Genomic DNA, 17,600 nt, shown 5'->3' with positions numbered 1-17,600 from the left:
TGTAAAAAGTAGAAGTTTTTGAAAATTATTTGCGTAACAAAAACGTTACACATATATTTGCGTAACAAAATTGTTACATAAATGGATAAATGAGAAAATCATGAATGCAAAGAATTTAATCAAAGGAACACTGATCGGAACCCTGGTTTTGTTTTTCTGGGGGGCTACTGAATGGATCAATCCCCTTCCCCGCAAAGTCTATAAAAGTCCCAAATCCAGTGAGGCGGTAAATAAGGTTTTGATGGAAAATATGGAAGAGAGCGGCATGTACATTTGGCCCAATGGACCCGAAACGCGCAATGAAGCCGGTTTACCTACAGAGAGCATGTATTTTATGGCCAAACAAAGCCCTGACTTTTATAATCCGGGAAAATTTATGAGCGGCCAACTACTGATCAATCTAAGTCTATGGTTTCTTCTTAGTTTCCTCCTGCTAAAAGTAAATTTGGGTGGACATTGGCAAAGGGTAGGTTTTGTCATGATTATCGCGATGATAGCGGCTTTATCTTACCTCATCCCCATGTGGAATTGGTGGGGATTCTCAACTCCTTATGTATTGGTGAGTTTGCTAAATATGTTGCTGGGCTGGTTTTTGGCCGCTTCTGCCGTATCTTGGACACTGAGAAATGTTTTTACCCCTCTTGTTGAACCTCAAGCGGCTTTTGCCTAAGAAGCATGACTCGAACGATAAATCTCACGACGACCTATTCACATCCTGTGCAAAAGGTTTGGAAAGCCCTGACAGATAAAACGGCACTCAGCCAATGGTTGATGCCCACAGACTTTGAGCCTGTAGTCGGACATAAGTTTCAGTTCAAGACCAAGCCTCAGGGGAATTTTGACGGTATTGTGAATTGCGAGGTCCTGGAAATTGTGGAGGAAGAGAAGCTATCTTTTAGTTGGAGTGCTGGAAAAAGCATGAGTACTATTGTCGTATTTGAATTGACGGCTGTGGGGAATGAAACCCGACTGGATTTTCAACATAAAGGATTTGAAGGCTTATTCAATCGCCTGATCGCAAGAAATATCCTTGCAGCAGGCTGGAAACGGAAAATACTTACCAAATTATTACCTGAATATCTGGCGAAATGAGAGATGTATTCAAAGCATTGGCGGATCCGACGAGGCGGGAAATTCTACTTATGGTTTCCCAAAATCCCAGCCATGTCAATGTGATCGCAGAGAAATTTCGGATGTCCCGTCCGGCGGTTTCCAGGCATGTAAAAGTGCTGGAAACCCACGGGCTTTTAGAGATTCGTTCAGATGAAATAGATGGCCGTCAGCGCATTTGTTATCCTCAATTGGATGCATTGAAAGAGGTGGAAGCCTATATCCGAAATTTGGAGAAATTCTGGTCCGAACGCCTCAATGCTTTGGGTGATTACCTGGATAAACTGGAGGCTGAGCAAAAGCCAGATACGGAGAAGGAATGAATCTTCTTAGGCCAAAACAAAACCTTTGTCATTGCTTCGCTGGAGATTCCAACTCGCAATGACAGCTGTGCTGATTAGATCTTCGCAATGAAAGCTTTGCTGAGGATTAGTTCGTTCTACTTGAACTTGAACTTGAACTTGAACTTGATCCTTCTTTCCCTCCTTTTTTCTGGCAGGAAAAAATCCTAATTTCTTCCAAAAGAAATTCTACTCATGATTCCTGCTAACGAAACCATCAATGGTACTTTTCCTTTCAAGCCCAATTTCTACGAAGGTAGAGGCTTCAAGATGCACTATGTTGATGAAGGAGAAGGCGAAACCCTTATTTGCCTCCATGGCCAGCCGACCTGGGGCTATTTGTACCGAAACTTTATTCCCAAACTTTCCCAAAATTATCGCGTCATTGTACCTGATCATATGGGCTACGGGAAAAGTGAGACTCCTTCAGATGCTGAGTACAGTTTCAAAACTCATGTTGAAAATCTCGCTGCCCTGATTGACCATCTGGAACTGGAAGATATTACGATTGTTTGCCAGGATTGGGGAGGTCCGATCACGGGAGCTTATACCTTGAGGTATCCGGATAAGGTCAAACGCATCTTCATGATGAATACCATGTTGGGCTATGGAGGAGCGGTGCGCGACATTCCCCCATCAGATCCTAAGCCTCCCTCTCTGCAGGAATCTCCCTGGTTTCAATGGGTACTCAAAGTGCATGAAGAAGGAAATTATCGAGAAATCATGCAACACTTGGGCGATCATGTGGTATCCAATATGAAGAAGCTCTATTTCCATGACTCATCAGTAGTAACGCCAGACTGGATCAGGGCTTATTCCATGCCTTTCCAAACAAAAGAAGAAACCATCGCTGCCATCGAGTTTCCGCTTGATGCTGCTTTGGGGAGAATCAAGGAGTATGTGATTGAGGGATTGAAGATGGGAAATCTGGAAAAGTTGCGTTCCAAAACTGCTATGCTGGCAGAAGGGATGTTGGACCAGGCCATGCTTCCCGCTATGGTGATGGAGGATTTCAGGCGACTATATCCGGGGAAGCCCATCGTCGAAATTGAGGATGCCGGTCATTTCTGCCAGGAAGATGCCCCCAAAACCCTGGTCGCATTGATTGAACTTTTTATGCAGATGACGTAAGCGTGTTTGTGTATAGGTGTGTTGGATTGCTTTTTATGGACAAATTAACAGGAATACCTATGCTTTCTCAAAAACTGATTGTACTGATCATCATTTCCTTCTTTCTTTTCTCTTGTCAAACAGAAGGAGAGAAAGGGGATCCCCTTAAAGATAAAATCTCTCTTCAGCTAGATGCTCTTTTACAAGATGAAGAAATTGAATCTTTGGCTGTAGGAATAATTGCAGGTGAAAAGGAATACCAATTCTACAAAGGAATATTGATGAATGGGAAAACACCCAATGAAGAGAGTCTGTATGAAATTGCTTCTATTACCAAAACCTTTACCGGAAGTCTGGCTGCTCGTGCAGTTTTAGATAAAAAATTAGCGCTGGATGCTGACATCAGAAAGTATCTGAAGGGAGATTTTCCCAATCTGGAGTATGAAGGTACTCCTATCACTGTGAGAAATCTCCTGACGCATCAGGGCGGCATTCCCCGCATGTTACCGGATCAGCCCGGACTCTTTGATAATCCTGATTTCGACAAACTCCCCGATCAGATCAATGCTTTACAAAAAGATTTCAGCAAAGAAGCCTTTTTTGAGGAGTTGGCAAAAGTAGAGCTGGATACGCTTCCAGGGATAAATTTTTCCTATTCCAATGCAGGAGCTAATTTAATGGGATATATACTGGAGGAAGTTTATCAGAAAGATTATGCGGACTTGCTGGATGCATTTCTTTTCACTCCTTTAGGGATGGAAAGATCAGCTGTTGGAGTAAAGGATGGCTTGGGTTCTCATCTGGTAGAGGGACAAAATCACCATAAACTTAAGATGCCTTTTTCGGTTAATAAGGATATGAGCGCAGAAGGAGGAATTGTATCCGGAATAGATGATCTGTTGAAGTATGCGCGTTTTCAAATGGATGAAAATGAGGAATGGGTTCAATTGTGTCAGACGGATTTGTGGGAAGGCCTGCATGGAGATTATGGGACCGGCTTTTACTGGCAATTGAATAAAGATGGAGATAATCCGGATCGGGTTTTTCAAAATGGAGGAGCTTTTGGTACTGCCACATGGGTGAGTCTCCTTCCTAAAGAAGAAATAGCTGTTATTATCATCACCAATGTTTCAGGCCCTCAAACCCATCAAAAAATGAGTGAAAAGGTCGAAGAAATACTGGACATACTAATCAAAAATAGTTCTACCAATGAATAAGCGAGTTTTTGTTTTTCTCTTTTCCCTCTATTTGAGTATTCCTCTTTTTGGTCAAAGAAATAAAATTCTTCCGGCTGTAAATACGGAAGGAGTAGCTGCCACCCATACGGATGTGGCTTATGGAAATCATGAGCGCAATGTGCTGGATATATGGCTAGCGGAAAGTGAAACGCCTACTCCTTTGGTCGTGTATATCCATGGAGGAGGTTTCATGAATGGGGATAAATCCAGGATCTATGAATCTGAGGATATTGCCAAATTTCTCAAGTCAGGCATTTCTTTCGCTTCTATCAATTACAGATTCATGCTCCAACAGGAGGAACGCCTGCCCGGTTGTATGAAAGATAGCCGTAGGGCCCTTCAGTTTCTGCGGGTAATGGCTGAAGATTGGAATATAGATAAAGACCGTATTGGTGCCTATGGAGGTTCTGCTGGAGCGGGTACCTCTTTATGGTTGGGCTTGCATGACGAAATGGCTGATCCTGACAATGAAGATCCGGTATTACAGGAATCCAGTCGATTGAAGGTGGTCGGAGCTTTGGCTACTCAGGCGACCTATGATTTTACCAAATGGCAGGCTTTGTTGAAAATGGAAGGAGCAAGTGAGCAAGAAACCCAGGTCCTTTTACAACAAGGAGCTTTTGCTCTGGGATTTAAAACAATAGAGGATATGGAAAGTGAAGCAGGAAAGGAACTCAGAGCAGATGTGGATTTCCTGAGTTTGATCAGTGAAGATGATCCTCCGGTCTTTGTATATAATGGAATGCGTGGTGGGGAAATTGATCCTTTGGATCGTGGACATGTACAACACCACCCCTTTCATGCAATAGCGTTAAAGGAAGCCTTAGAAAAAATAGATCACCCCAGCCTTGTATACGCACCTAAAATCGGGGTTGAACCTCCCGAAGAAGAGCAAATGGATTTGGTTGAATTCTTTTCGAAATACCTGTCTGAATAGGAATTTCTAGAGGCTTTTGATGAAGTTTTTCCAGGGGCTTTTATGTAGGATTAAAAAGTCACTCTCTTTGGCTTTATCTCCTCTCAGGCCAGGCTTGGAAAACTTTTCAAGTACCTCATCAAGGTCTTCCGTCTTTTTGATGTCGTAGAGGTCCTGACTTTCGGAACTAAAACTCTGTACCCAACGATTGCTGATCAATCGCAGGCTTGCCCGTTTGTTTACCAGGGCATCGATAAAAGTCGTAGAGTGCGCACTGCCCATAACGAGGTCTGCATGTTCTATGGCCTGTTCTATGACCTTATGTCCGCTGAATTCATAGGGATAATCTCCCAGCAATTCCTGGACATCTTCTTTTGTGACATGAGGTACCGGGTGGAGACGGATCTTAAGGGAAAACTTCTTAAGGAGCTGGCTGTTTTTCAGGATATCCCATTCGAGAAGAAAACACTCTTTGCTACTTAGGCACCAGAGAAGTTCATGGGCTGCCTGCCCTTTGGGAATAGGTTTTTTTTCTGCCATGACATAGCTGGGATTTCCCAGAGGCAAAACTTCTGGTAGAGAGCCTTGCCCGCTTTGCTCAAAAAGCTGCTTATGATGCATTCCCCAAACCGCAAAAATATCCGGCAGGGGATTGGAAAAAGAGGCATTTCTTTCTTCCGAACTAAATTTATATACGGTATGGACTTGATTGAAATGCGCATGCTGGACGCCGATAGATTTGAGACCGAATGATCTGGCTATCGTAATAATCGTCTTTCCCGTCCGATAAAATTCATCTTCTAATAAAACAACTCCGCCTTTTGGAAGCATGGAGAAGTAATTTTTCAACCAGATGAAGGAAAAGAAGAGATAAATATTGTGATACAGACTCAATAAAAGATCATGGCGGATAAATTCAGCGGAATAAGTCCTTTCTCCCAACTGTACATCCTCGATATTTAATTTTTTGATTTTCTGAAAAGCTGACAAAATATTCCCTACCATAGCCATCAACTGCCCAAAGCCGGGTTTTGCCCGGTAGAATTCAGGAGTTATGACACTTTCATCTGATGGATCGGTCCATTCCAGAATCGGGATCATTTCCAGTTTTTTTCCCTCTTCTTCGAAAAGATTTTTTAAGGGTTGGTAAATCTTGTTTCGGGTATGTTTGTTAGCCAGATTATTTATAATGAAGAGGTATTTCCCCAGCTCTTTTGAAGCTTCCAGCTTTTTGGGAGAAAAGCGGCTCATCTTTAGAAAATTGTTGAGGCAGGATTTTAGTACTTGAGTGAGGGATATGTTTAGCAGAGGGTCGAGTTTCTGAATGACTATTTCCAGCTCTATTCCTTTTTCCTGTAATATAGGGATCAAATCCGCTTGGAAAAGAAGAACTTCAGCTGGCAAAATCAATAGTAATTTTTCAAAAGAAGTATTGATTTTTTCAACCGCTAAATCAACTATGGCCATCAAGAGAAAGTAATCCTTTGCCCAGAAGGTAATCGGATGTTTGATGGCGGTTTCAGTGATCCAGAATAAAGGAAGCCCATCTATTTCAAGGTCCAGATAGTCCTTATTTTTCTGAGATGGATTAAGGAGTTCCTGTATATAAGATTTATACAAATCGAGGCCATGCGGATAGATGTGATCCGGATCACCGAAGAAGGAAATATTTAATGAATTTTCTTGAAGGATTTTTCCTTTCAGGTCCAGAATTTTATCTGAAGCCTTAAACTGATGCTGGATATTTTTTACCTGATTGGAAAGGTTGATGATGAGCATACCTATCGAGTCTGGGGTTTTCGATTAATGAGTAGGATAAAGTTTTTGCAAGAGGTGTTCGGCATAGTCAAAATCCTCCTGTGTATCTATATCGACAGAGTATTTTTTGTCCATGATATAGGCAAAAGATTTTTCTGAATAATATTTTCCCTTCTTCACCAATTCATGCTTGAAGATGTAAATAGCTCCATTGGGATAATAGGTCTTTCGATATTCCTGTCTGTTGAGCAGGGAATGTTCTGTGAAAACATTCTCAAAACATCCCTCCTGATCCAGGTATCTATGCCAATTGATCGGATGTGCTTCCTCAACATAAGATACCACTGAATCTGCTTTTTTGGAGTGGAAGAGCTGGATTGCTTCCTCGATATGCTGCTGATTTCGTAGCGGGGAGGTAGGCTGTAAAATCATAAAATTCGGGATGCTCTGGCCTTTTATTTCCTCCATTTTTCCAACAGTGTATAGATAGGTATCTATAGACTTGGCGGTATCAGAAGCCAGTTCTGCAGGTCTCATAAAGGGACATTCTGCACCATATTCTGTGGCTATTTCAGCAATTTTGTCATCATCAGTAGAAATAATGACCTGACTTACTCCCTCAGCTGCCAGTGCTGCTTCTACGGTATAGGCAAGCAGGGGCTTTCCCCTTAATTCTTTGATGTTCTTTCCGGGTAAACCCTTCGATCCTCCTCTGGCGGGAATAATTGCTAACATATATTGATTGATGGGCTGTATAAGTAATTGAAAATCCTGAAACTCTGCGTTTGAAATTAGCTTCAATTTCTGAATCCTTCAATGGGTACAAAAAAATCTATATTCCGGATATTCTTTTAGACAGAAGTAGTCATAGTCTAACTTCTCTTGTAGAAATAAAACTCGGTTTTGGATGAGGTATTGCTCAGGACCTTAGGATGTCAGAAGATTCCTGTCTCGGTTTGGGGCGGAGAATCAAATATTTCTTCATGCGATCTCTCAGGGTGCTGGGTTTCAATCCCAGAGCTTTGGCAGCTCCCTTTTCTCCATTGATTTTCCATTTGTATTTATCGAGAATCTTGAGGATATGATCCCTTTCGATCTTCCATAGTTCCTCTGAGTCAGGTTTTTTATGCTCGACCGGGAGATCTTTGGAGATACCGATAAACTGGTCGATGGGAAGGTATCCATCCTTGGAAAGAATGAGGGCACGTTCGACCAGGTGTTCCATTTCCCTCACATTTCCCGGCCAGCTATAGCTTTCAAAAGCCTGGATAATAGAGTCTGGAATGAAATCTATGTTCTTGCTAAATTTCTTGCTGTACTTTTTGATGAAAAAGAAGAAAAGCGGGAGGATATCATCGGTCCTTTCCCGTAAAGGAGGGACATGGATAGGAAATACATGAAGTCGATAGTAGAGGTCCTCTCGGAATTTTCCTTCTTTGATAGCCTTTTGGAGATCTCGATTGGTAGCAGTTATGATTCGGACATTTAGTTTGATGGTCTGGGTACCGCCTATTCGCTCACATTCCCCTTCCTGAAGAACCCGTAGAAGCTTGGGTTGTAGTTCTATGGGAAGTTCACCAATCTCATCCAGGAAAATACTCCCATCCTGGGCCAGTTCAAATTTCCCCATCTTCTTTTGGGTTGCTCCCGTAAAAGCTCCCGCTTCATGGCCAAACAATTCACTTTCTATCAGTTCTCTTGGCAAGGCTGCACAATTGACTTTGACCAGGGGTTTTTTCTTTCTTGGGCTGAGATCATGTACCGCTCGGGCCAGCAATTCCTTTCCGGTACCTGTTTCTCCTGAGATCAGAACGGTAGTATCCAGGGGTGCTACGTCTTCTATATTTTTGAGAATTTTTTTGAACTTTTCGCTTTGATAGATGATGCTCTTGAAATCATACTCCAGATTGAGTTCTTCTTTTAAATATCGATTTTCCTGTTCGAGTTTTACTTTGAGTGTTTCAACTTCCTGATAGGCTTCTTTGAGTTTTTGGGTAGAATGTATTCGTTGGGTTACATCATGGGTTACCCTGAGTACATGGGTACATGTTCCATTTTTAATAATGGGTGTGATGCAATTCTCAATATAAAGAGTCTGGTCGCGGAAAATGAGTTCTTCGACAAATTCTACGATGCGTTGGCTACGAATACATTCACCAATACGATCGAGCATCTCGAATACTTTTTCATCCTTCATCTCAAGTTTTGCCCCGAAAAAATAAGGTAGCAGCATGCCGATATAATCTTCCAGTTCTGCATCTACTCCTATTTTTTGATGGCAGTGAATGAAAGAGGTATTTACGGATTCAATCTCCATATGATTGCTGGTAACCCTGATCAGGCTCATACAATCACTGGTCGAGTCATAAATGAGGCGCATGCGCTCATTACTTTCAGCCAGTTTTTCCTTGTTCTGGTTGGCATTCTTTTTAATGCGGGATTCCTGTAATTCTCTGCGGAGAATGGTGGGAAGCCTGACAAGATTATTTTTTAATACATAGTCCTGTCCTCCTTCTTTCATCAATTCAATCGCTACTCTTTCTCCTACTGCCCCCGAAACAAGCACAAAGGGAATGATGGGATCAAACTTCCGCAGGAGATGCAAAACATCCATGCCCGTAAAGCCTTGCATGGAATAGTCTGAGATCACCAGATCCCATTCTCGGTCTTGAAGAGCTTTGAGGAAATTATCGGCAGAAGATACCCGTTGCGAATCAATGAGAAAACCCTCCTGTTCTAATTCAAAGACCAGAAGCTCTGCATCATCCGCAGAGTCCTCAACCAATAACAAGTTTATTTTTTCCCCCTGATCCATGTATAAAAAAATTATACTCTAAAATAAAAACTAGCTCCTTTATCCGGTTCAGCTTCAGCCTTAATCTGGCCGCCGTGTTTATTGATGATTCTTTTTACCGTTGATAGTCCAATTCCACTTCCCTCAATTTCGGGAGAGGAATGTAATCTCTGAAAAGGAGTATACAGGAGCTCTCCATACTTCATATTGAACCCCATGCCATTGTCCTTCACATAAAACCACTCAATTCCGTTTCTCCTTTCCTTACCAAAATCAATTTGCGCCATTTCTTTTTTAGAGGAGAATTTCCAGGCATTTCCAATCAAATTCTCTAATAACAATTTAGCAAGTCCCGGTTCCATATTTGCATGAAGTTCCTCTTCTGTGCTTAGCTTAATCTTTCTTTGTGGTTCCTTTTCAGTAAGTTCGCAAAAAATCTGGATGGCCAATTCGCCAAGATTTACTTTTTCTTTTTTAAGATCCAGTTTATTGATTTTGGAGAGCATAAGCAGGTCGTTGATCAAAGAAGTCATTTGTTGACTGGATGCCCGAATTCTGCTCAAATAATGCATGCCTTTTTCATCAAGCACTTGTTCATAGGTTTTTTGCATGGCACGCGCAAAACCATCCATACGTGTCAAAGGAGCTCGTAAATCATGAGAAACGGAATAGCTGAAACTCTGAAGTTCTTTATTGGTTTCTTCAAGTTCTGCAGTCCGCATTTTTACCAGAGCTTCCAGTTGATCTTTGTATTGAGAAAGTTCTTTTTGGTTTTCTTCCAGGGATTTTTCGTAGAGTTTCTGGCGAGTAATGTCAATCAAGGAAACCAATACCTTTTTAAGGTTTTGTCGGTAAGGTTCCGGGACACTTGCACGCAGGTATAAAAATCTACTTTCACCCTCCGGAGTCTGCATAGGCATTTCCCCCTCATAGGAATTAGCCCCTTCACAGATGGCTAAAGCGCCCTTCTGGAAGAAAGTTAAGGTTTCAGGGGTAAACCAATTAGGGAGAATATCTGGAATTTCATCCTTGCTATTAAGCTTAAAATAATCTTTATACGCCTGATTTATTTGAAGGGTGATGACTGCATTTATGATTTCATTCAGCTTTTCTGGAGAATTCTGGAGAGAGTTTTTGAGATATTTGCTTTCATCTGCTTTCAACTTTTTATACCGAATCTTGGCCTCCGAAAAATCCTCTTCCCACATGATGACAGAGGACTGATTGAATAAGAGCCGAGCTTCTTCTTCGCTTTTCTTTAATGCCTCTTCTGCTTTCTTGCTTTCGCTTACATCTTCTATTGTAACCAGCATATGGTTTTCATCAACAGCTGCAGCTTTTATTTTCAGGTACTTATCTATTTCTATATAATAGTCTATATACTCCTCGGTTGCATCGCTTGTGCCCGCCAGAATGTCATCAAATCTTCTGCAAGAGTCCGTGTATAGCTGGGAAATGCGAATCTTTTTTACCATTTCCTGGGTCAGGCCTGTAATTTCAAGAAAAGCATAATTGATTTCTTCCAATTCAGCATCTACCGCCTTTCCCGAATCATCATAGATAAAACGGAAATACGCAAGGCCCTGGATCATTTCTGAAAAGAGGAGTTTGAACTTTCTTTCTTCGTCCTCCAGTCTCTGTTCTATTTGTCTCCTTTTGCTAAGGTCCTTATAGGTCGCAAAATAATAGAGGAGGTCCCCGTTTTCATCCAGAACGGCAGAGGGACTAACTATTACAGGGAAAGCATGGCCATCCTTATGGATAAAGTCTACCAACTGGTCCTTATAATCTCCCTTGGCAACTCTGCCCAATAACTTATCCAGGGTTTTTAGCTTGTCTGGAGGCCAATAGGGATAGGGATAGCCACATCCTATGAGTTCTTCTCTTGTCAATCCCAGCATTTTGCAGAAAGCGGGGTTGGCTTCGAGGTGAATCGCTTTTTCACTAAGCACAGAAAATCCATCCTGCATGGCCAGGATGATTTTTTCCATTTCTTCTTTGCTTTTTCGGACTCGGTCCAGATTCCTGATGTGGATGAGGTTAACAGGAGTCTCTGAATCTAATTTGGGGAGAATTTTAACTTTGACTGCCAGTTCAGTCTGATCTTTCCTTCTTAAAATGGCTGAGAATTCTTCCTCTTGCTCCAGTTTTTTAGTAAGTAATTCTCCTTGTGGGTAGGCAAAAATTTCTTTCAGTTCTCTGTCCTGCAATTCCTCAACCTGGTATAATAAGCTATTCTGAACATTGCTACTGATGTCAAGGATTTTATTATTTGAAAGCACAAGCGAGATGAGTCCCTGTTCTAGCCAGGGAATTAGATCTATTGTGCCTGATCTTTGGATTGTCTCTGTTAGTGTGCTTCGATCTGGTTTGTCCATCTATCTTATTGCATAGCAGAATCCGACGGATTCGATTAATAAGTATTAGCATAGCTGAGTACACCTTTTTTTGTAAAAAAAGGTGTTGGCATTTAGATGGCTTTTCCCAATAAATATCTAAACCCTGTAAAACCATCTGAAAATATTCAATAAAATGAATATAATCATTTTGATAGGCTTTTGCTACAGGAGCATTTTTAATCTTTTTCTGCAAAGGAATCCCAATGTTGATTCAGACTCAATACCTGCTGCTCAACACTTTCAAATTCCATGGATTTGTACATATAATCCATAACTCCCAATTCCATGCATCGTTTTTTATCTCTTGGATCGTGAGAGCCTGTCCGAATAATGACAGGAATATCCTGGGTCTTTGGATTCTCTTTTAGCTCATGTAGAATCTCTATACCGTCTATGTCCGGCAAGCGAAGATCCAACAGAATCATTCCTGGTAAATTCTCTCTCAGGGATTTTAATTCTTTCAAGGCATTCTGGCCTGAGTGTATGACACGGACTCTGGCCGGAAAATTATGCATTTTCAAGGTCTGAAGGAGTAAATGCGTTTCTGCTTTTGAGTCTTCAATGATTAATATGTAATCAGAATTACCGAGCATGATTGGGCTTATCTCAAAGATTTCAACCATAATATCGCGTCTTCTTCCTGCGGAAATACCTTGCAGGGATATAAATTGTCCACATAATTCGAAAAATGGGAGGCGAAAAACCAGCCATTCAATGAATTTGAAATGAAAGCCAGTGAGGTCCTAAGGGCTTGCAATTTTTTTTCTGTTGCCAGAAAGAAAATTATCGTGGGGTCCACAGATGCTTGCAAATCCCTTAGGTCCATTGTAAAAGGCCGGGCTTTTTCATGGCACAATTTGAAAGTGGCTTCGATGTGATCATGGGCATCATTCATGCTGAAATTATTATCAGCAGAGCTGAATATTCGAGCCCAGATATGACCTTCTTCGCTCTTCCAACACTGACTAGAATTTAACTCTATCATAGATTTCTCTATTTAGATAAATTCAACCTGCATGGGAATTGGTGGAATAAGGGGGGATGTTTAGATAGATCTTTGCCCCCTGTGTTCTCACGGAAAATTATTTAGCTTTTCCCATACGTCTTATACGTTTCCTTGAGTAAAAAGAGGAAAGGCTTCCGGTCGGGCTCTAGGCAGGGCGTTCGGACCGTGTTCAGGTATTCCAGGGAAAACAATTATTTGCTCTTCTGCCTTTTTTCCCTGTCGGAATAACCTTTCCTTCGTCGGTTGGATAATTATCTTGTCCAATTCTCCAGATGTACCAGAGTACCGAATTGCTTGGGTTTTAATACTTCATGGTTGCATTCACAGTATTCTTACATTCTCGTGCCATAATAAATACAAGAGGGGTACCAAAATTCCCTCTTTTCTTGCGGAGGAACGTAATGGTCAGATAATTAGCTGTTTACAAAGAAAAATAAGAGAAGTTGGAGTGTTTCGAAAATCGTAATAACGGAATACCGACACTTATTTTGGTCTGTGTAGAGTGAGTCTCGAAATATCGAGACTAGGCTTCCGGGCGTTGTATTCCGTGTTTTTTCATCCGGTCTCTAACCGTTGTTGGTGTTAGGCCCAGAATCTCAGCAGCTCCGCCAGCACCATTGATTCTCCAATTAACTTTCTTGAGTACCTTAAGGATGTGATTTTTTTCTACCAAATTGAGAGAACTTAATTCAGGAAGGTTTTCCTCAGGTTCCTGAACCTGGGCGCCGAGAGATTGATCAAAATTAAGATGACCATCGCGAGCCAGAATCAGGCCTCGCTCTATAAGATTTTCGAGCTCTCTTACATTGCCTGGCCAGGCATAGTTTTTCAATAGTTTTTTAGAAGTATCCGAGAGGGGATGAGCGACTTTGTTAAACTTTTTGCCGTATAAAGAAAGGAAGTAATTAGCAAGTGGGACAATGTCCGAAGGCCGTTCTCTCAAAGAAGGAATTTCAATAGGAAAAACATGCAATCGATAATAAAGATCCTCCCTGAATTCCCCTTTCTCTATGGCCTCCTTTAAATTTCGGTTTGTCGCAGCAATGATTCGTACATCCAGCTTTATGGTTTCCGTTCCTCCAATTCTTTCAAACTCTCCTTCTTGTAACACACGGAGAAGCTTGGCCTGTAATGGATAGGGAATCTCCCCAATTTCATCCAGAAAGATGGTTCCATTTTGTGCTAGCTCAAAGCGCCCGATTTTTTGTTTTTGAGCCCCTGTAAAAGCCCCTTTTTCATGGCCAAAAAGTTCACTTTCTATCAGGTCTCTGGGTAAGGCTGCACAATTTACCTTCACCAGGGCTTTTGATTTTCTCCGGCTGTGTTTATGCACTGCCCGAGCGATGAGTTCTTTTCCAGTACCCGTTTCGCCCAATACTAAAACAGTAGCATCGACAGGGGCAACCTGTTCTACTTTTTTCAATACCTCTGTCATTTGAGGACTTTGAAAAACGATATTTTCAAAGTTATTATTGAGACGAATCTCATTGATGAGGTATTTGTTTTCCCTTTCCAGCTGTTTCTTGAGTTGCTCTACTTCTTTATAAGCACTTTTGAGCTTTCTCTCTGCTTCCTGCCGTTCTGTAATATCTCTAAGAACTGCTTGCAGGTATACTTTTTCCCCAAGCTGAATAACAGTAAGCCCTACTTCTCCAGCAAAAATACTCCCATCTTTTCTGATATGATTCCACTCCAATTGATGATAACCGTCTTTCGACAGCACTTTATGAAGCTCTATGGATAATTCCTCCGAAGACTGATACTCATTCTGCATAGCTGGAGATAGGTGGAAAAGTTTCTTGCTGAGAAACTCCTCTTTGCTCGTATATCCAAACATCTCAACTGCCTGATTATTGCACTCAATGAGACTCAAGTCAGACATATCCGTTAGATAGATAGCCTCTGTTGCCTGTTCAAATAGAGACCGATATTTTACCTCATTTTTTATGAGTTGTTCTTCTGCATGTTTTCGGGCAGTGATATCTCGTCCTATTGCTTGTATCTCAATGAATTCTCCCTCTTTATCAAAAAAGGCTCTGTTATACCATTCCAGCCACATTTCCTTACCATCTGGAAGTAAGTCTTTGGAGATTCGGGTGAAACTGGGTTTCTCTATAGATAGCGTTTCCAAGTCCTCCAGGAGATAATTGTAATTCTCCAGCGACATCATGGGGAAGAAACTTCTGCCTAATAATTCGTCTCTGCTTTTGCTATATGTCTTGCAGTAGGCATCATTTACAAATTGTAGGATTCCGCCCGGTTTCCAGCGAACAATAAGATCCGCCTGATCCTGTACCACCTGGCGAAACATTTTCTCACTTTTTTCCAGGGCAAGCTCTGTTCTTTTTTGCTGAGTGATGTCAATGATTACCCCGATGGTATACTGGATCCCTCCTGACTCATTTTTTACAGCTGAAACCGTAAGGTGTCCCCACCTTATTTCCCCATTTTTATGAAAGTAGCGTTTTTCAATACTGGTTGTATTGAGTTCATTTCGTAAAATTTTCTTGAAATTGGATACGTCTACATGAACATCATCCGGATGCGTAAGGTCTCTAACCGTCATCTCGGAAAGCTCTTGCCGACTATAGCCGAGAAAATTGAGGAAAGCATCGTTTACGAAGAACAATTTCCCTTCATTATTGGCAAGGGTAAGGGAAACATTTGAGTATTCGAATATGTCTTTAAAGCGTTTTTCGCGGGTGTAAAGTTCAAACTGAGTTTTCTTTAACTCGCTGATATCTGCTACCAGACTGATAGCGTATTGCATCTTTCCTGTATCTGTCTTTACGGCGGAAACAGTTAAATAGCCCCAAACGATACTTCCATTTTTATGGATATACCGTTTCTCCATCGAATAAGTGTCGATTTCTCCGGCTATCAGTCTTTGGTATTCTTCAAGATTCTTTTTTGCATCCTCTGGATGGGTAAACTCCATGAAAGACATTTTACACAAGTCTTCCTCTGAGTAGCCCAGTATTTTTTGTAGCGCTGGATTGATAAAAAATGGAATTCCGTTTTCTGCAACCAAAGCAATTCCTACCTCGGAATTATTAAAAATAGATTTGAATTTCTTTTCACTTTCCTTCAGCTTGGTTTCTGTTTCTTTCCTTTCCCGCAAATCTGTAACTGTCGCAACGGCAAATTGGATTTCTCCCTCACTATTACGAACAGCTGTACCCGTCATATAGGTCCAGATCAGCTCTCCGTTTTTATGGATATAGCGTTTCTCCATCAGGAAGGTGTCGAGTTTCCCTTCGATCATCTCCTGGAAGCGTTGGAGTCCTATTTTCAGGTCTTCCTCATAGATGTAATCTTCGAAACTCAAATGGGTCATCTCTTCCTCTTCATAGCCCAATAGGCTTGCAAAGGCCTTGTTTACCAGGAACGTTCTTCCACTGGTATCCACCAGAGCAATTCCGATCTGACTATGTTCAAAAATAGATTTAAAACGTTTCTCGCTTTCGTTGAGCTCTTGAAGGGCTTTTTTTCGTTTGCTTATGTTTATTGTAGTCGCAACAGCATATTGAAAAACTCCATCCTGATTCCAAATTCCAATGGCTGAGGTGTCTGTCCAAACTATTTCCCCGTCTTTCCGGATATAGCGCTTTTCTATTGAGAAAGAATCAGCTCTTTTTTCGAGAATGTCATTGAAGCCCTGATAGCATAGCGTTAAATCCGCCGGATGGGTAAAATCGGAGAAGGTCATTTTGAAAAACTCCTCTCGTGAATATCCGAGCATATTGAGATAGGATTCATTGGCCAGAAAACTCCTGCCATCCTGCTTTACCAAAGAAATACCAATCTTGCTATTCTCTACGATGGATTTTAGACGTTTCTCACTGTCTTTTACGGCCCTTTGAGCAGATCTTTGTTCTGTGATATCATGACAAATTCCCAGGACTCGGGTCAATTGACTTTCATTATCAAGGTAGAACTGGCCTTCTGATTCCAGGAATTTCGTTTTACCACTGGGAAGAATAATTCTGAAACCGAATTTGAAATAGCGTTCGCTTTTCTTTGATTTTTCGACGCTTGTATCAAAAATCCTGATGAACTCTTCTTTCTCATCGGGATGTATAACCCTGAAAAAGTATTCATGTAGATCGACATCTGTTGTTGGGGGGAGTTCAAAAATGTCGTACATGCCCTGATCCCAGAAAACATCTTTCCCCGGACCAATAGAATCGAAAGTCCCTATACTTGTGGCGGATATTACGAGGCTTAAGCGATCTTCAGTTTCTCTCAATCGCTCTTTGGTGAAAACCTCTTCACTCATGTCTTTGATCCCTACCAGGCGTACATATGATTCTCCAAGTTGGATGGTCTTTACCCGGGTTTGGACAGGGAAAATTGTCCCGTCTTTTTTGATGGCTTTTCCCTGAAAATCACCTTCCTCACCAGTCGCCATTGTTCGTATCAAGACTGGCTTGCTCTCTGGGCTGGCAAGGTTAAGCAATTCTTCTCCGATCAACTCGTCATGTGTATATCCGAATAACCCTATACAAGCATCATTGGCAAAGAGGATGATTCCATCTTTATGTATCATCAATCCTTCCTCATTTACCTGGAGAAGAAAACGGAGCTGTTCATCCAGTTGAGCGAGGGTAAACTGTTCAATGAGAGGGAAACCTTGTTTCATCTAGTCAGCAATATGCACGATCTTAACTTTTAAAAATACCAAAAAAGATGGCAAGGTGCTAATGAACAGCTCTGGTAAAAGTTTCGATTTTGTTTATTCCAGTGTTAGGTAGTTTTTTTCGTCATTTATCTAATTCTCATCTGCCAGTATCTCCAGAATTAGACAAAGGAAATCCTTTGTTGAAGAGGGATTTTGGTTTTTTTCAAAATGAGCGATTGATGCAGCTTCCCTTATTCAGCAGATGATAATTTTGTTAGGATCTGCTTTCACATTCAGGGGAGATAAA

General features: G+C 41.4%; 13 protein-coding genes. 6 read left to right on the top strand and 7 right to left on the bottom strand.

Going from position 1 to position 17,600, the window contains the following annotated elements; translation table 11 throughout:
- The first annotated feature begins 100 nt into the window (after window positions 1-100).
- From R8P61_20255 to R8P61_20230, 6 genes are all read left to right on the top strand, one after another.
- Complete coding sequence (locus R8P61_20255; protein MDW3649413.1) at window positions 101-670, top strand: hypothetical protein; 570 nt, start codon at window positions 101-103, stop codon at window positions 668-670.
- Window positions 671-675: 5 nt separating this feature from the next.
- Window positions 676-1,092 (top strand): SRPBCC domain-containing protein, encoded by a 417-nt coding sequence (locus R8P61_20250; GenBank protein MDW3649412.1) that lies wholly within the window; start codon window positions 676-678, stop codon window positions 1,090-1,092.
- Window positions 1,089-1,433 carry a metalloregulator ArsR/SmtB family transcription factor gene (locus R8P61_20245; GenBank protein ID MDW3649411.1) on the top strand — a complete coding sequence of 115 codons (345 nt, stop codon included), beginning with the start codon at window positions 1,089-1,091 and terminating at the stop codon, window positions 1,431-1,433. Before R8P61_20250 ends, R8P61_20245 begins: the two co-directional genes overlap by 4 nt.
- Window positions 1,434-1,646: 213 nt before the next feature.
- The gene (locus R8P61_20240) at window positions 1,647-2,582 is read left to right on the top strand and encodes an alpha/beta fold hydrolase (protein ID MDW3649410.1); all 936 of its coding nucleotides are present in this window, start codon (window positions 1,647-1,649) and stop codon (window positions 2,580-2,582) included.
- 35 nt (window positions 2,583-2,617) lie between these two features.
- Window positions 2,618-3,778, top strand: coding sequence for a serine hydrolase domain-containing protein (locus tag R8P61_20235; protein MDW3649409.1), 1,161 nt, complete (start codon window positions 2,618-2,620; stop codon window positions 3,776-3,778).
- Complete coding sequence (locus R8P61_20230; protein MDW3649408.1) at window positions 3,771-4,736, top strand: alpha/beta hydrolase; 966 nt, start codon at window positions 3,771-3,773, stop codon at window positions 4,734-4,736. The genes R8P61_20235 and R8P61_20230 overlap by 8 nt, the downstream gene beginning before the upstream one ends.
- A 6-nt stretch (window positions 4,737-4,742) precedes the next feature.
- On the opposite strand, the gene R8P61_20225 is transcribed toward R8P61_20230, so the two are convergent.
- The 7 genes from R8P61_20225 to R8P61_20195 all read right to left on the bottom strand — a co-directional run bounded on the left by R8P61_20225 (window position 4,743) and on the right by R8P61_20195 (window position 17,314).
- Window positions 4,743-6,494 carry a hypothetical protein gene (locus R8P61_20225; protein MDW3649407.1) on the bottom strand — a complete coding sequence of 584 codons (1,752 nt, stop codon included), beginning with the start codon at window positions 6,492-6,494 and terminating at the stop codon, window positions 4,743-4,745.
- A gap of 24 nt (window positions 6,495-6,518) precedes the next feature.
- Complete coding sequence (locus R8P61_20220; GenBank protein ID MDW3649406.1) at window positions 6,519-7,208, bottom strand: acylneuraminate cytidylyltransferase family protein; 690 nt, start codon at window positions 7,206-7,208, stop codon at window positions 6,519-6,521.
- Window positions 7,209-7,392: 184 nt separating this feature from the next.
- The gene (locus tag R8P61_20215; protein ID MDW3649405.1) at window positions 7,393-9,288 is read right to left on the bottom strand and encodes a sigma 54-interacting transcriptional regulator; all 1,896 of its coding nucleotides are present in this window, start codon (window positions 9,286-9,288) and stop codon (window positions 7,393-7,395) included.
- Window positions 9,289-9,299: 11 nt separating this feature from the next.
- Entirely contained in the window at window positions 9,300-11,645 is a 2,346-nt protein-coding gene (locus tag R8P61_20210) for a PAS domain S-box protein (GenBank protein MDW3649404.1), read from the bottom strand.
- A gap of 197 nt (window positions 11,646-11,842) precedes the next feature.
- On the bottom strand, window positions 11,843-12,289 hold the full coding sequence (locus R8P61_20205) for a response regulator (protein ID MDW3649403.1): 447 nt from the start codon (window positions 12,287-12,289) through the stop codon (window positions 11,843-11,845).
- On the bottom strand, window positions 12,268-12,651 hold the full coding sequence (locus tag R8P61_20200) for a hypothetical protein (GenBank protein ID MDW3649402.1): 384 nt from the start codon (window positions 12,649-12,651) through the stop codon (window positions 12,268-12,270). Before R8P61_20200 ends, R8P61_20205 begins: the two co-directional genes overlap by 22 nt.
- Window positions 12,652-13,195: 544 nt before the next feature.
- Window positions 13,196-17,314, bottom strand: a complete 4,119-nt coding sequence (locus tag R8P61_20195) for a PAS domain S-box protein (protein MDW3649401.1) — start codon at window positions 17,312-17,314, stop codon at window positions 13,196-13,198.
- Window positions 17,315-17,600 lie beyond the last annotated feature (286 nt).

Source organism: Bacteroidia bacterium, from assembly GCA_033391075.1.
Lineage (GTDB): Bacteria > Bacteroidota > Bacteroidia > J057 > J057 > JAWPMV01.
This window is presented reverse-complemented; position numbering and strand designations above follow the sequence as displayed.

What these genes read in the sequence shown, in the direction of transcription:
- R8P61_20255 (MDW3649413.1), top strand. Translation starts at nt 101, where the DNA reads ATGAATGCAAAGAATTTAATCAAAGGAACACTGATCGGAACCCTGGTT.
- R8P61_20250 (MDW3649412.1), top strand. Translation starts at nt 676, where the DNA reads ATGACTCGAACGATAAATCTCACGACGACCTATTCACATCCTGTGCAA.
- R8P61_20245 (MDW3649411.1), top strand. Translation starts at nt 1,089, where the DNA reads ATGAGAGATGTATTCAAAGCATTGGCGGATCCGACGAGGCGGGAAATT.
- R8P61_20240 (MDW3649410.1), top strand. Translation starts at nt 1,647, where the DNA reads ATGATTCCTGCTAACGAAACCATCAATGGTACTTTTCCTTTCAAGCCC.
- R8P61_20235 (MDW3649409.1), top strand. Translation starts at nt 2,618, where the DNA reads ATGGACAAATTAACAGGAATACCTATGCTTTCTCAAAAACTGATTGTA.
- R8P61_20230 (MDW3649408.1), top strand. Translation starts at nt 3,771, where the DNA reads ATGAATAAGCGAGTTTTTGTTTTTCTCTTTTCCCTCTATTTGAGTATT.
- R8P61_20225 (MDW3649407.1), bottom strand. Translation starts at nt 6,494, where the DNA reads ATGCTCATCATCAACCTTTCCAATCAGGTAAAAAATATCCAGCATCAG.
- R8P61_20220 (MDW3649406.1), bottom strand. Translation starts at nt 7,208, where the DNA reads ATGTTAGCAATTATTCCCGCCAGAGGAGGATCGAAGGGTTTACCCGGA.
- R8P61_20215 (MDW3649405.1), bottom strand. Translation starts at nt 9,288, where the DNA reads ATGGATCAGGGGGAAAAAATAAACTTGTTATTGGTTGAGGACTCTGCG.
- R8P61_20210 (MDW3649404.1), bottom strand. Translation starts at nt 11,645, where the DNA reads ATGGACAAACCAGATCGAAGCACACTAACAGAGACAATCCAAAGATCA.
- R8P61_20205 (MDW3649403.1), bottom strand. Translation starts at nt 12,289, where the DNA reads ATGGTTGAAATCTTTGAGATAAGCCCAATCATGCTCGGTAATTCTGAT.
- R8P61_20200 (MDW3649402.1), bottom strand. Translation starts at nt 12,651, where the DNA reads ATGATAGAGTTAAATTCTAGTCAGTGTTGGAAGAGCGAAGAAGGTCAT.
- R8P61_20195 (MDW3649401.1), bottom strand. Translation starts at nt 17,314, where the DNA reads ATGAAACAAGGTTTCCCTCTCATTGAACAGTTTACCCTCGCTCAACTG.